At 63.8% G+C, this 16,444-nt stretch carries 2 protein-coding genes; both read right to left on the reverse strand.

Features of this window, described 5'->3' with window-relative positions; genetic code table 11:
• Positions 1–8: 8 nt before the first annotated feature.
• Positions 9–10,529, reverse strand: coding sequence for an autotransporter-associated beta strand repeat-containing protein (locus tag ACSPX5_RS13715; RefSeq protein WP_439821919.1), 10,521 nt, complete (start codon positions 10,527–10,529; stop codon positions 9–11).
• A 320-nt stretch (positions 10,530–10,849) separates the two neighbouring features.
• Positions 10,850–16,162 carry an autotransporter domain-containing protein gene (locus ACSPX5_RS13720; protein ID WP_439822031.1) on the reverse strand — a complete coding sequence of 1,771 codons (5,313 nt, stop codon included), beginning with the start codon at positions 16,160–16,162 and terminating at the stop codon, positions 10,850–10,852.
• Between the last annotated feature and the right edge of the window lie 282 nt (positions 16,163–16,444).

Raw genomic sequence — 16,444 nt, forward strand, 5'->3', positions numbered from 1 at the left:
GACCATGATCAGAAGCTTTGGCTGAAGCTGATGGTCATCGCGCTGTCGTTGTTGTCGCTGGACACCTGGCCCGAATAGCCGATACCGAGCTTGCCGGTCGGGCTGATCTGGAAGTCCACGCCGGCTTCGAGCAGCGCACTGTCCTTGGCAATCGGCACGCCTTGGGTGCTGAACGACGCGCCACCGTCGATGAAGGTCAGGTCGGCGTCAGGCTTGGTGTCGCCGTAGGCATGCCGCCAGCCGATCGCTGCCCGTGGAGTGAGTTGGCTGCCATTGGCCAGGGTCACCAACTTGCCGATGCGCACACCGAGGGTCGAGTAGGTGATGTCCTGATCGGCATCGCCCTTCAGGCGCCCCACTCCGCCTTTTTCCTTGGCGGTGTCGCTGTCGTAGTTGACGTAGGCCAGGCCGGCGAAGGGCTCGATGGCCACGCCTGCTGCATTGATCGCATAACCCACTTCACCGAACACCTGGGCACTGCGGGCATCGTAATCAGCCTTCAGGCGGTCGTTGTAGCTGCCGACGCTGACGTCGCGCTTGGTCTCGATGCTGTGCCAGCTGTAGGCCGCACCGAGGCGCACGGCCAAGGCATCGAACTGCGAGCTCAGGTAGGCCGCCAGGTGGTAGCTGTCGACTTTGGCATCAGAGTTGCGATCGTGGGCGTTGAGGTTGCTGCGGGTGTAGCCCGCCGCCATCCCGGCGCGCCATTGATCGTCGAGTTGCTTGTCGGTGCCGAGCATGAAACCGCCGAGGCTGCGATCGACTTTCGCCGTGTTGCTGTCGCCGCCCATGTCACCCCAGGCACCGATGGCGCGGGCCCAGCCGACCATTTCACCGTGACAGCCGTTGCTGCTCAGTTGCGTGTCGCTCGGCGCCAGCGTGCGACGCGGATCATCCGCAGCACCGCAGGTAGGTTGACGCATACGGTCATTGACCGCTTCGCGCACAAAGCGTGAATCCTCCAGGACCGCGCTGGCGGTGCTGGCATGGATTTCCCCGGACAGGTTGTCGAAGGCCTGCCGCGCACCCGCCACACTGAGGTTGACGATTTCGTTCTGCAGTGCCGCGCCCGCCGGGCCGTTGCGCGTCAACGCCGAGGCGGTGCTGCGCTGGTTACCGGTGGCGGCGACGTCGGTGAACGAGTTGCCGTTGCGACTGACCAGCAGGTTTACCGCATCAGGGCTGTACACCAGCGTTGAGGAGAGGAACGCGTACTGCGGCAGATCGGCGGCGCTGAAGGTACCGGTCACCCCGCCACCGGCAGTGATCAGCGAATACACAGTGTTGCCGGTGAACGGCGCCAGGCTGTTCACTTGCAGGCCACCGCCCAGGTTGGCTGTACCACCGACGGTCAGAGGCGTAGCGGTCGGCGAACTGACGGTCAGAGCCAACACGCCATCGGCGGCGTTGGTCAAGTTGCCGGCCACGCTCAGGTTTCCGTCACCACCACCGGAGGCCACTACCCCGTGGTTGACCACCGAACCGACGCTGCCGTTACCGCTCAAACCGGCGCCGTTGGCCACGGTCACTTGCCCGCCCAGAGAAGCCCGCGCCGCACGGCTGCCGACCTGCAGCACGCCTTGATCCACCGAGACAGTGCCACTGAACGGCTGATCGCCGGTCAACAGCAAGGTTCCGGTACCGCGTTTGGCCAGCGCACCGGTACCGCTGAGGCGACCGTTGAACTTGCCATCGGCATTCTGCTGGAACACCAGCGCCGCGTTGTCGAGGATGTTGCCTTGCAGGCTGGTGCTGTTACCGATCAGCGTACCGCCGCTGACGGTGGTGCCACCGCTGTAGGTGTTGGCACCGGTGAGAATCAACGTGCCGGCGTCGAGTTTCTCGATACCACCAGCGCCGATCAACGGCACATCGATTTGCGCGCTGGCACCGGCATTGACGCGGATCGGCGCCGGTGTACCGCCCACGCCGTTGACCGGCGTCAGCGTGTCGCCGGCATCCGGCACCAGGCTGTAGCCGTTGACGAGGAACTGCAGCCCGGTGAAGTTCTGATTGCCTTGCACGGTGACCGTACCGCCCTGCCCGCCGAACACCGCGAACTGTCCACTGGAGCCTTGCGCCTGAGTGCCGGTCGCGTCGGTCCAGTTGGTGCCGGGTCCCCATACGCCGCTGCCACCACCGATGCTGCCATCCGGATTGGTTTTGCCACCGTTCCAGAACTGCACCTCACCCGGCGTACCCTGCACCAGCAGATTGATCTGATTGGCCAAGGCGGTTTGCAGGGTCAGGTTTGACGCCGAAACCGGCAGGCTGCCGAAGACCAGGCCGTTGTCGGTCAGGCTGCCGCCGTAGGTAAACAGCTGGTAGACACCGGTGCCGAAGCCGCCGGCATTGCTGATGTTCAGCGTACCGTCGAGGGTCAGGTTGCCGGCGACGTTGACCACGGTGGTGGAGCTGGCGGCCGAGCCGAGGCTGAAATCCAGGTTGGTCCCCGACGACAACGCCAGCGAACCGACGGACAACGGCGTTGCAGTGCCGCCGCCGGTCAGCGTCGCACCGTTGGCCAGTTGCACGGCGCCGGCGATCACGCCGCTGCCGCCGATGGCCGCCCCGCTGGCAACGTTGACGTTGGCACTGTTGAGCACACCGTTGACGTTCAGCGCGCCAGCCTGCACCGCGGTGTTGCCGGTGAAGGTATTGTTGCCAGTCAGCAGCAAGGCGCCGGCGCCGGTTTTGTTGAGGGTGCCGGCGCCCGTCAGATTGCCGGTGTAGCTGCCATCGCTGTTCTGCTCGAAGGTCAGCGCCGCGTTGTTGACGATGGCGCCCTGCAGGCTACTGGTGTCGCCACGGGTGTTGCCGCCGTTCAACGTGGTGCCGCCGCTGTAGGTGTTGGCGCCGCTGAGCAGCAGGTCGCCACTGCCGTTTTTCACCAGACTGCCGCTGCCGGTGATCGCACCGATCAGCGTGGTGTTCTGGTTGCCGGCCAGGGTCAGTTGCGCCCCCAGGTTGATGGTGTTGGCCAGTTGCAGCGCAGAGGTGCTGTCGAGCGTTCCGTTACCCGACACATTCAGCGCGCCGCTGCTGATCGCACTGTTGTTGCCCAGGATCAGCGAGCCGCCGGACAGTTGAGTACCGCCGCTGTAAGTGTTGCTGCCATTGAGGGTCAGGCTCGATGCGCCGGTCTTGATCAGACTGCCGCTGCCGCTGACCACCCCACCGAGGGTCAATGCATTGGAGCCGGCGACGGTGAGTCCGCCGTCGAGCACCACCGCGTTGGCCAGGCTGACGGCGGTGTTGCTGTCCAGCGCGGTGCCGTTGGCAGCGGTCAACACGCCAGTGCCGAGGGCGGCGTTGTTGCCGACCACAATCTTGCCGCCATTGAGTGCGGTGCCGCCGGTGTAGCCGTTGGCGGCGTTGAGCACCAGGGTGCCGGTGTCGTATTTGCCCAGTGTGCCGGCACCGTTGAGCGCCACGCCCACAGTCGCGGTGACGTTCGGATCGACCCGCACGGTGGCATTACCCAGCGATCCGTTGACCAGATTCAGCGAACCGGCCGTGCCGTTCTGCAGGCTGTAGCCATCGGTGACGAACTGCATGCCGGTGAGGGTTTGCGCGCCGTTGACAGTCACAGTGCCCGCTGTGCCCTGGAACACCGCGAAGTTGTTGGTCCAGGCCTGATTGGTGGTGCCGTTGACGTCGGTCCAGTTGGTGGTGCCGGTGCCCCAGGTGCCGCTGCCGCCATCGACCGAGCCGTTGGCGACCAGTTGGTTGCCGTCCCAGAACTGCACGGTGACGCCCGGTGCGGTGACCAGCAGGTTGATCTGGTTGGCCAGCGCGGTTTGCAGGGTCAGGTCGCCCGGCGTGACGCTGCCCGGCACGGTGCCGATCAGCATGCCGTTGTCGGTCAGGCCACCGGTGTAGTTGATCAACCGGTACACGCCGCTGCCGAAACCGCCGATGTCGCTGACGTTGAGGGTACCGTCCAGGGTCAGGTTGCCGCCGACGTTGACCAGCGCGTTGCCGCCACCGGAGACCGGTGTGCCGAGGCCGACATCGAAGTTGGCGTTGGCGTTGAACACCAGCGAATTCACCGAAAGCGTGCTGCCGGTGGCGCCGGCCAGATGACCGCCGTCCGCCACGGTCACGGCCCCGCCGAGCGAGCCGCCGCCGGTCAGGGTGCCGCCGCTGTTGACCAGCACACTGGCGCTGTCCAGCGAGCCGCTGACGTTCAAGGTCCCGGCGTTGACCGTGGTGTTACCGGTCAGGCTGTTGAGGCCGGTCAGGGTCAGCGTGCCGGTGCCGAGTTTGCTCAATTCGCCGGTGCCGGTGAGTACACCGTCGAAAATGCTGCTGGCGTTGTTGCCGCCGATGCTCAGTGTGTTTCCGCCACCGATCAGTGCGGTACCGCTGCCGGTCAGGCTGGCGAGGCTGCCCGAACCGCCGAGGTTCAGCGTCGCGGCATTGCCGAGATTGACCCCGGCGTTGCTGCCCAGCGCCGAGTTGCCCAGGGTGGTCAGGCTGCCGGACTGCACGTCGAAGGTGCCGCTGAAGCTGTTGTTGCCGGACAGCGTCAGGTCCGCCAGACCGTTCTTGGTCAGGGTGCCCGCCCCCGCAATCACGCCGCCCAACGTCAGGTTGTTGTTGCCGGCCACGCTCAGGTTGGCATTGACGTTGATGTTGTTGGCCAGCACCAGTGGCGCCGTGGTGTCGAGGGTCGAAGCGCCCGCCACGGTCACCGCGCCCGAGCCCAGGCCCGACGAGGTGCCGAGGGTCACGGTACCGGCGTTCAGCGTGGTGCCGCCGCTGTAGGTGTTGATGCCGTTGAGGGTCAGGTTGGACGCGCCGTTCTTGATCAGACCGCCGGTGCCGCTGACCACGCCGCCGAGCGCTACGTCGCTGCTGCCGGTGTTGGTCAGATTGGCGTTGAGCACTACGTTATTGCCGAGCGACGCCGACGTGTTGCTGTCCAGCGAGGACGCACCGGCCACGGTCAGGGTGCCCAGGCCCAGAGCGCCGTTGCTGCCGGCGGTCAGGGTGCCGGCATTGAGGGTAACGCCGCCGAGGAAGTTGTTGGCACCGCTCAGGATCAGGTTGGCCGCGCCGTTTTTGGTCAGGCTGCCGGCGCCATTGATGGCCCCGCTCAGTGTCAGATCGTTGCTGCCGACGATGCCGAGATTGCCCGCCAGATTGATCGCGTTGCCCGCGGTGAAAGCGCCACTGGCATCCAGGGTGGTGCCGTTCGCCGCGTTCAGGGTGGCCGAACCCAGCGCGCTGTTCGACGCCAGAACCAGACCGCCCGCGTTCAACGCCACCGGGCCGAGGAAGGCGTTGTTGCCGCCGAGGGTCAGGCTGGCCGAGCCGTTCTTGATCAAGCCGCCAGTGCCGGAAATGACACCGTTGAGGGTCAGCGCATTGCTGCCGAGCACGGTGAGGTTGCCATTCAGCGTGGCCGCGTTGGCCAGAGTCACGGCGGTGTTGCTGTCCAGTTGCGTGCCCGCGTTGGCGATCAACGCGCCAGTGCCCAGTGCGGTGTTGCTGCCGACCACCAGGGTGCCGCCGTCCAGTTGCGTGCCACCGGTGTAGCTGTTGGCGCCGTTGAGCACCAGGGTGCCGGCGTCGAGTTTGTTGAGGATACCGCTGCCGTCGATGTTCACCCCGACCGTGGCGGTCACGCCCGGATCGACCCGCATCGCGGTGGTGCCGCCTGTGCCGTTGACCGCGGTCAACAGCCCCGAGGAACCATTCACCACGTTGTAGCCATCGGTGAGGAACTGCATCCCGGTGAACAGTTGCGTGCCGTTGACCGAAACGGTACCGGCCGTGCCCTGGAACACTGCGAAGTCGCCGGCCCAGGTCTGGTTCAACGTGCCGTTGGAATTGGTCCAGTTGGTCCCACCGGCATTCCAGGTGCCGCTGCCGCCATCCACTGTGCCGTTGGGGATCGTCTGGCTGCCGTCCCAGAAGCGCAGGTTGGTGTTCGGCGCCGACACGACCAGATTCACCTGATTACCCAGGGTCTGCACCAGGATGTCGCCGAGGCCGTAACCCACCGGTACACCGGCCACGGTCAGGCCGTTGTCGGTCAATGCGCCGATGTAGTTGAACAAGCGATAGACACCGACACCGAAACCGCCGGCATCGGTGACGTTGAGATTGCCGTCGAGGGTCAGGTTGCCGCCGACGTTCATCAGCGACGTGGTCGATGGCGTGGCGAGGCTCGCGTCAACATTGCTGTTAGCGGTGAGAATCAGTGACGAGGCGGACAAGGTATTGCCCGAGGACAACGCCAGGTGACCGCCGCTGTTGACGGTGATGACGCCCAGCGCCGAACCGGTACCTGTGAGGGTCGCGCCGTTGTTGATGTTGAGCTGGGTGCTGGCCAGCGATCCGGTGAGATTCAACGTACCGGCGTTGACGTTGGTGTTGCCGGTGAGACCGCTGCTGCCGGTCAGATTCAGCGTGCCGGTACCGATTTTGGTCAGCGCACCGCTGCCACCGAGGTCGCCGTCGAACGTGCTGGTACTGCTCACGCCACCCACCGTCAGGGTGTTGCCGCCAGCGATCTGCACACTGCCGCTGCCGCTCAGCCCGTTGAGGCTGGTGCTGCTGTTGAGATAGAGATTGGCACCGGCGCTGATATTGGCGCCGGAGGTGTTGCCGAGTGCCCCGCTGCTCACGGTGGTGACGCTGCCGGAGGCGATGTTCAGCGCACCGGTGAAGGTGTTGTTGCCGCTGAGCGTCAGGTCGCCAAAGCCATCCTTGGTCAGGCTACCTGCACCATCGATCACACCGCTGAGGTTCAGTGTGTTGCTGCCGGCCAGGGTCAGGCCGGCGTTGAGGGTGATGTTGTTGCCGACGCTCATGCCGGTGCTGGTGTCCAGCGTCGACGCACCACCGACGGTCAGACCGCCACTGCCCAAGGCAGCGGCCGAGCCCAGTGTCAGCGTACCGGCATTGAGAGTGGTGCCACCGCTGTAGGTGTTGGTGCCGTTGACGGTCAGGTTGGCCGCGCCGTTCTTGATCAGCTGGCCTGCGCCGCTGACCACGCCACCGAGGGTCAGGTCCTGGGTACCGCCGACGCTCAGCGCCGCATTGAGCACCACCGCGTTGGCCAGGCTGACCAGCGGCGAACTGCTGTCGAGCGTTGCCGCTCCGCCGACGGTCAGGGCACCGGTGCCCAGTGCGGAGCTATTGCCGACGGTCACTGTACCGGCGTTTAGCGTGGTGCCACCGACGTAGGTGTTGGTGCCGTTGAGGTTCAGATTGGCCGCGCCGTTTTTCACCAGGCTGCCGGCTCCGGCGACGGTCCCGGTGAGGGTCAGATCCGCGCTGCCGCCGATGTCCATCGCACCGGCCAGGTTGACCTGGTTGCCCAGGGTTACGGCGGTGTTGGTGTCCAGCGTGGTGCCGGCCGCTGCGTTCAATGCGCCGCTGCCGATCGCGGTGTTGCTGCCGACAATCAACTTGCCGACGTTGAGTGCGGTGTTGCCGAAGTAGGTATTGGCGCCGTTGAGGATCAGGTCGGCCGGGCCGCTCTTGATCAGGCCGCCAACCCCGGCAACCACGCCGGTAAGGGTCAGCGCGTTGCTGCCACCGACCGTCACGTTGCCGCCGAGGTTGACGTTGTTGGCCAGGCTGGTCGCGGTGCCGGCATCCAGCGTGGTGCCGTTGGCGGCGTTGAGTACGCCGCTGCCGAGGGCGGTGTTGGAGCCGACGATCAGTGTTCCGGCGTTTAGCGCCGTGGCGCCGCTGTAGGTGTTGTTACCGTTGAGAGTCAGGGTCGAGGCGCCTGTCTTGATCAGGCTGCTACCACCGCTGATCACTCCGCCGAGGGTTAGCGGGTTGGCGCCGCCGGCGGTAAGGTTGGCGTTCAGCGCAATCGCGTTGTTCAGCGTCACGTTGACGCTACTGTTGAGCGTTGCGCCCGCCCCGCCTACGGTCAGCGTGCCGGTGCCGAGTGCCGCGCCGCTGCCGACGGTCAGGCTGCCGTCGTTGAGCGCGGTGCCGCCGGTGAAGGTGTTGGCGCCGTTGAGGGTCAGGTTGGCAGTGCCGTTCTTGATCAACTGACTGGCGCCGCTGAGCACGCCCCCCAGAATCATGCCGTTGCTGCCGCCGATGGCCAGGTTGCCGTTGAGTGCAACGTTGTTGTTCAGGATGACCGAGGTGTTGCTGTCGAGAGTCGCGGCATTGGCGACGGTCAGGTCGCCGCTCCCCAGCGCGGCGGCATTGCCGACGGTCAGGGTGCCGGCGTTCAGGGTGGTGCCACCGCTGAAGGTGTTGGCGCCGTTGAGAATCAGGTTCGCCACGCCGTTCTTGGTCAACCCGCCGCTGCCGCTGACCACACCGCCAAGGCTCAGGTTGGCGTTGCCGGCGATGTTCAGATCGCCGCCGAGGGCGACGGCGTTGCTCAGCGCCACGCTGGTGCTGGCGTCGAGGGTGGTGCCCGCCGCCGTGGTCAGTGCGCCGGTACCAAGCGCAGTGTTGGAGCCGACGATCAGCGTCCCGTTGTTCAGCGCGGTGCCGCCGGAGAAGGTGTTGTTGCCGCTGAGGGTCAGGTTCGCGGTGCCGCCCTTGATCAGGTTGCCGGCGCCACTGATGACGCCGCTCAGGCCCAGGGCCTGCGTGCCGCCGATGGTCAGCCCGCCCGCCAGCGCCACGGCGTTGGCCAAAGTCACCGCCGTGGTCGCATCCAGCGTGGTGCCGGCCGCCGCATTCAGTGCGCCCGTGCCGAGGGCGGTGTTGCTGCCGACGAGCAAACTGCCGCCGTTGAGCGCGGTGGCGCCGCTGTTGGTGTTGTTGCCGGTCAGGGTCAGGCTGGCGCTGCCGCTCTTGGTGATCGCCCCGGTGCCGGACACGACGCCGGCCAGGGTCAGGGCATTGCTGCCGAGCACGTTCAACGTACCGGTGATACCGACGTTGTTGGCCAGGGTCACATTGCCGGTGCTGTCGAGGCTGGTGCCGTTGCTGGTGTTGAGTACACCGGTGCCCAGGGCGTTGTTGTTGCCGACGCGTAAGGTGCCGGCGCTGAGGCTGGTGGTCCCGGTGTAGGTGTTGATGCCGTTGAGGGTCAGGCTGCCGCTGCCGGTTTTGGTCAGGTTGCTGGCGCCGCTGATCACCCCGCCCAGAGTCAGCGCACCGGTGCCGGTCGCGGTCAGGGTGCTGTTGAGCGTGATCGCGTTGGCCAGCGAAATCGGCGTCGTTGCCGAGATGCTCGAAGCGCCGCCGACCGTAATGCCGCCAGTGCTGAATGCCGAGTTGTTACCCACAAGCACTGTGCCGCCGTTGAGCACGGTGTTGCCGGTGTAAGTGTTGATGCCGTTGAGGTTGAGCTGACCGCTGCCAATCTTGGTCAAGCCGCCAGTACCGGAAATCACGCCGTTCAGGGTCGTGCCGTTGATGCCCTGCAGGGTCAGGCCACCGGCGCCCAGATTGATCTGGTTGGCCAGCGACAAACCGGCATTGCTCGGCTGCAGGATCCCGCCGTTGGACGTCAGCACGCCACTGCCGAATGCCGCGTTGTCGTTGAACTGCGCGACACCGCCATTGAGCGTGGTCGCACCACTGACCAACGGCCCTTGCAAGGTCCAGGTGCCGCTGTTGAGGGTCAGGTTGTTGAAGTTGACGTACGTCGCGCTGGACGCCGTGCCGGTCCCGGTGGTGCCGCCGCCGAGGCCGATCGGGTTTTGCAGGATCAGCGTGTTGGTACCGGCCGCGCCGCCATCGATCGTCCCGGTCGGAGCGAAGGTCAGGTTGATGCCGATCAGGCCACCGAGGCCGACGGACACTTGCACACCGTCGCCGACGTTAACGCTGGAACCTGTGATCGCGTAGAAGGTGTTGGTACTGCCCGCCCCCATCGACACGCCGCCAGTGATGTTACCGGCGTTGGTGAAGGTGTTGCCCGCCACCGACGTCTCGAACGCGATCCGGCCGTTGATCGTGCCGCTGGCACTGTTGGTCATGTTGACTTGCGAACCGCCGTACACCCCGACCACTGGCGTATCGGCCAGGGTGATGCCGCCGACCGACAGCCCGGTCGAGGTAATCGTGCCGTCGTTGGTGATGGTCGTAGTGCCCGACACGGAGTTGTTCACGCCAATCCCCAGACCGTCGATGCTGGTCAGGTTGAGGCCGAGCAACATGCCGGTGCCGCGAATGATCCCGGTGGTGTTGTTGACGATGCTTACCGTGCTGGTCGCGCCGGTGCCGATGAACGCACCGCCACTGAGGATAGAAACCAGGCCCAGCAAGGCAGGATCGAGGGTGCCGGAGTTGTTCAGGTTGATGTTGGCCCCGGTCAGGTTGATCACCTTGCCGCCCAGGGTCGCGTTCATCTGCGCCCCGGAGCTGACGTTGACCGTCAGCCCGCTGGTCGCACTGCTGTAGTCGTTGAGAAACAGCGGCAGCGTCGGAACACCCGAACAGGTAATCGTGGAGCCTGCCGCCGAGCAGGTGGCGAACGCCTGCTCGCTGACACCACCGAACAGTAGCCCGGCGACACTCAGATGCACGGCAAGGGACAGTGGGGAAAAGCGCGAAACGAGGGCGACACCAAACCTTGATTCCACGGGCTACTCCTTTCGTGGCCGATTTCGTCCTTGAAGGCGTGCAACGGCGGCGAGATACCGCACACGTATCAAGCGTATGACGGTCATCAGATAAACCGTCTATTCCAGACACACGCTAGTTGATGCCCTGCGATGGGGCACCGGTTAAATAGTGTTAATACTTTTGTGCGATAAGGCCCTGCGTGGATACTTCCAGCCGTTCTGAGCAGGGGGTTGGGGGCTTTTTCAGGCGCCAGACACAGGGATCTTCAACGCTTTCGCGTTCTGACCCCGGAAACAAAAAACCGCCCTGGCGGGCGGTCTGAGTGCTTCGACAACGATCAGAAGCTTTGGCTGAAGCTGATGCTCATCGCGCTGTCGTGGCTGTCGCTGGACACCTGGCCCGAGTAGCCAATGCCGAGTTTGCCGGTCGGGGTGATCTGGAAGTCCACACCGGCCTCGAGCAGCGCGCTGTCTCTGGCAATCGGCGCGCCCTGGGTGCTGAACGAAGCGCCGCCGTCGATGAAGGTCAGGTCGGCATCAGGCTGGGTATCGCCATAGGCATGCCGCCAGCCGATGGCCGCTCGCGGGGTCAGTTGACTGCCGTTGGCCAGTGTCACCAACTTGCCGATACGCACACCGAGGGTCGAATAGGTGATGTCCTGATCGGCATCGCCCTTCAGCCGTCCCATTCCACCTTTTTCCCTGGCGGTGTCGCTGTCGTAGTTGACGTAAGCCAGACCGGCGAACGGTTCGATGGCCACACCTGCCGCATTGATGGCGTAACCCACTTCACCGAACACCTGGGCACTGCGGGCATCGTAGCGAGCCTTCAAGCGGTCATTGTAACTGCCGACGTTGACTTCACGTTTGGTGTCGAGACGGTGCCAGCTGTAGGCGGCGCCAAGTCGCACTGCCAGGGCATCGAACTGCGAATTCAGGTAAGTCGCCAGGTGGTAGCTGTCGACCTTGGCATCGGAGTTTCGATCATGGGCATTGAGATTGCTGCGGGTGTAGCCGGCCGCCATACCGGCGCGCCATTGCTCGTCCAGTTGCTTGTCGGTGCCGAGCATGAAACCGCTGAGGCTACGATCGACACTGGCCGTGTTGCTGTCGCCGCCCATATCGCCCCATGCGCCAATGGCACGGGCCCAGCCGACCATTTCACCGTGACAGCCGTTGCTGCTCAATTGGGTATCGCTCGGGGCCAGCGTGCGGCGTGGATCATCCGCAGCGCTGCAGGTTGGCTGGCGCATACGGTCATTGACCGCTTCACGCAGGAAACGCGAATCCTCGAGAACCGCACTGGCGGTGCTCGCATGGATCTCCCCGGACAGATTGTCGAAGGCCTGCCGAGCACCTGCCACGTTGAGGTTGGCGATTTCGTTCTGCAACGCCGCGCCCGCCGGGCCATTGCGCGTCAACGCCGAGGCGGTGTTGCGCTGGTTCCCGGTAGTCGCAGCGTCCGCGAACGAGGTGTCGTTACGGCTGACCACCAGATTCACTGCGTTGGCGTCATACACCAGCGCTGTATTGAGGAACGTGTACTGCGGCAGATCGGCCGCGCTAAAGGTGCCAGTCACTCCACCGCCGGCAGTGATCAGCGAATACACCGTGTTGCCGGTGAACGGCGTCAGGCTGTTCACTTGCAGGCTTCCACCCAGCGCCGCTGTACCACCAACGGCCAGAGGTGTAGCGGTCGGAGAACTGACGGTCAGGGCCAACACGCCGTCGGCGGCGTTGGTCAGGTTGCCGGCCACGCTCAGGGTGCCGGCCTCGGCACCCGAAACCAGCACACCGTGGTTGACCACCGAACCGACACTGCCGTTACCGCTCAAGATTGCGCCATTGGCCACGCTCACCTGCCCGCCCAGGGAGCCCCGCGCCGCGCGGCTGCCGACCTGCAGCATGCCTTGATCCACCGAGACCGCGCCGTTGAACGGCTGATCGCCGGTCAACAGGAAGGTCCCGGTACCGCGTTTGGCCAGCGCACCGGCTCCGCCGAGGCGACCGTTGAAGGCGCTGCTGGCGTCGTTGCTGCCGATGCTCAAGGTGTGGCCAGCGCCGATCAATGCAGTGCCGGAGCCGGTCAGTCTGGCCAGATTCGCCGAGCCACCCAGATTGAGCGTCGCAGGCGCTTCAAGGTTGAGACTGGCGCCGTTGCCCAGTGCCGAGTCGCCGACGGTTGTCAGGCTGCCGGCCCGGAAATCCAGGAGACCACTGAACGTGTTGGCGCCCGTCAGTTTCAGATCAACTTTGCTCAGATGGGTCAACGTGCCGGTGCCGGCAATCACTCCGTTGAAGACCATACCGTAGGTCAGATATTGACTGCGAGTCACCGTCAGGTTGGCGTTGAGGTCGATGTCGTTGTCAAAAGTCGTCGGATTACCCGATTCAAGACTCGAATCACCGCCTACGATCAGCTTGCCAGTGCCCAAAGCACCGGAAAATGCGCTCAGCGAGCCGCCATTCAACGTGAGGCCACCGGTCCAGTTTCTAGCCTCAACGATGCTCAGTCTGGACGAACCGTTTTTGATCAGCCGACCGCTGCCGCTGACGTCGCGCAGAAATGTCGGTACGTCGCCGGGGAGCGTCAGGTCAGCGTTGAGCACCAGGCGGTTGGTAAGCTCGACCCGATCAATAGCGGTGAGAACCGATGCGCCGTTGACAACGATAGGCCCTGGGCCCGTAGAGCGATAGTCTTGCAGAGTCAGTGTCCCGCCATTCAACACCGTTCCACGGAAGGAGCTGTTACTTCCGATCAACGTCAGGTTGCCTGTACCGTCCTTGATCAGGCCACCCTCGCCAAGGATCATACCGCTCAACGTCAGATCGTTATTGCCAAGCAGGTGCAGGTCGCCTGTGAGGTACATCGTATTGCCGATATTCAAGCCACCCGTCGTTTCCAGCGTAGCGTCATTCGCCACTTTCAGGGCGCCGGAACCCAGCGCCGTGTTCGAGGCCAGAAGCAGGCCACCAGCATTCAACGTCACCGGCCCAAGGAAGTTGTTATTGCCGGCGAGCGTCAGGACGGAGGCGCCATTCTTGGTCAGCCCGCCTGTGCCACTGATAACGCCGTTGAGCGCAAGGTCGTGATTGCCGCCCACTGTGAGGTTGCTGTTGAGAGTGATCGCGTTGTCCAGCGCGACGGCCTTGTTGCTCTCCAGTTGCGTGTCCGCATTGGCGACCAGTGCGCCGCTGCCCAGCGCCGTGTTGCTGCCGACCACCAGCGTGCCGCCATCCAGTCGGGTTCCACCGGAATAACTGTTGTCGCCGTTGAGTACCAGCGTACCGCTGTCGACTTTATTGAGAATGCCACTGCCGTTGATGTTCACACCAATCGTTGCGGTCACCCCCGGATCGACCCGCATCACCGTAGTGCCACTGAAGCCGTTGACAGCGGTCAGTTGCCCCGCTGTGCCGTTCACCAGGTTGTAGCCATCGGTGAGAAATTGCAGACCGGCGAACCGTTGTGTGCCATTGACGGACACCGTGCCGGCCGCGCCCTGAAAGATGCCGAAGTCGTCACCCCAGGACTGATTGAGCGTGCCGTTGGAACGGGTCCAGTTCGTGCCGCCGGCGCTCCACGTGCCACTGCCACCGTCCACCGTTCCATTGGCGATGGTCTGGCTGCCGTCCCAGAAGCGCAGGTTGCTGTTCGGTGCCGCGACCACCAGATTGATCTGGTTACTCAGCGCCTGCACCACCATGTCGCCGAGACGGTAACCCAAGGGTACGTCGGTCACGGTCAGGCCATTGTCGGTCAGCGTGCCGGTGTAGTTGAACAAGCGATAGACACCGACGCCGAAACCACCGGCGTCTCTGACATTGAGGTTGCCGTCGAGGGTCAGGTTGCCGCCGATGTTCAACACCGGCGTGCTCGATGGAGTTGCAAGGCGCACATCGACATTACTGTCGGAATCGAGGATCAGTCGGCCTACGGACATCGTGGTGCCTGAGGACAATGCCAGGTGTCCGCCGTCGTCGATGTGCACCTGTTGCTGAATCGAACCACTGCCGGTCAGGGTGGCGCCGCTTTTGACGTCAACCGAGCTGTTCAGCAATCCGCCGACGTTCAAGGTACCGCCATCGACAATGCTTGAACCATTATGAAAGTCGTTGTTACCGGTGAGCGTCAGGGTACCGGTGCCATCTTTGATCAAGCGAGACGTATGGATCTCGCCGTCGAAGGTATTGCTGACGTCATTGCCCACGTAAAGGCTGCCGTAGCCCGACACGTACACGTTACCGGCGCCATTCAGCCCGCCGAGAGAGAGATTGCGTTCAACGTAGAGATTGGTGCCGGCACTGAGGTTGACGACGGGATAGCTGCCGACCGCGCCGCCGTCATGCGTGTAGACGTTGCCGGAAACGATATTCAAAGGACCTTTGAAGATGTTGTACAGAGCCCCGAGCGTCAGATTGCCAGAGCCGGTCTTGGTCAGACCGCCGCTGCCGGATATCATCCCGCTCAAGATTATGTCGTTGCTGCCCTGCACGGTCAGGCCGTCGGCCCCGAGGCTGATCTCGTTGGTCAGTGTCAACCCGGCATTGCCGGCCTCGATAGTTCCGCCGTTGGAAGTCAGGACACCGTTACCGAACGTGGCGTTGTCATTGAACCGGGCAATACCGCCATTGAGGGTGGTGCTGCCGCTGACCAATGCCCCCTCCAAGGTCCAGTTGCCGCTGTTGACGGTCAGGTTGTCGAAGTTGACGTAGGTGGCGCTCGATGCCGTGCCGACACCGCTGGTGCCGCCGCCGACACCGGCCGTGTTCTGCAGAATCAGGTTGTTGGTGCCACCTGCGCCGCCGTCGATCTGCCCGGTGGGGGCAAAGGTCAGATTGACGCCTGCCATACCGCCGAGCCCGGCACCACTCTGCACGCCATCACCGATTCCAACGCTGGAGCCGGTCACCGCAGTGAAGGTGTTGTGACTGTTCGCACCCAGCGAAACACTGCCATTGATGCTGCCGGCGTTGGTGAATGCGTTGCCACCCGCCGACGATTCGAACGCCACCCGCCCGGTAATCTGGCCTGTGGCGCCGTTGACCATGTTCACCTGGGAACCACCACCGTGTACCGCGACCACGGGAGTATCGGCCAGAGGAATGCCGGGCTGGACTCCGGTTGAGGTAATGGTGCCGTTATTGATAATTCGGGTGACGCCGCCCGCCGGGTTGACGACATTGATCGCCAGGCCACCGAGATCAGTCAGGTTCGGCCCCTGCACCATGCCGGTGCCACGGAGGATACCGCCGGCATTGTTGAGCACGTTGATCACCCCTGGCGCGCCACTCGCCCCCAGCAACAGAGCACCGCTCAATTGCGACATGGGGCCGGTGTACGCCGGGTCGATGGTGCCGGAGTTGTTGAGCGTGACGTTGCTTCCCGTCAGGGCTATCGCGGAGCCTCCCGGAACGGCATTCATCGCTGCGCCAGCATCGACATTTACCGTCAGACCGTTGGCAGCACTGGCGTAGGTGTTGAGGAGCAGCGGCAAGGTCGGCACACCGGTGCACGTCACGGACGAGCCGACGGTTGCGCAACTGGCGAACGCCGGTGCGCTGAAACCGCCAAACAGGAGTCCGACGACGCTCAGGTGAACAGCAAGAGAAAGGGGGGAAATACGTGATCCGAGGCCAACACCAAACATTGCTTCCACAAACAACTCCCTATGTGGTCAATTTCGTCCTTCGAGGCGTGCGAAAGTAGGCAGATTCGACAGACTAATCAAGCAGATCTCTAACATTCAGCAACAGTTTCCCATCCGAATCCAAGCGATACCCCACTTTCAAAAATCAAAGCCATTGCGACCTTTTTCAGTTTTCAACTTTGATAATTGGTACGGCTTGTGCAAACGTTTGCGAAGCGTCAATGCCGCCACTTTCGTAACACACCCGTACAGGCCCGCCGCTCCGGGCCTTGATCCGCAAAA

This window comes from Pseudomonas sp. HLG18 (genome assembly GCF_051903985.1).
Lineage (GTDB): Bacteria > Pseudomonadota > Gammaproteobacteria > Pseudomonadales > Pseudomonadaceae > Aquipseudomonas > Aquipseudomonas fluorescens_BT.

What these genes read in the sequence shown, in the direction of transcription:
- ACSPX5_RS13720 (WP_439822031.1), bottom strand. Translation starts at nt 16,162, where the DNA reads ATGTTTGGTGTTGGCCTCGGATCACGTATTTCCCCCCTTTCTCTTGCT.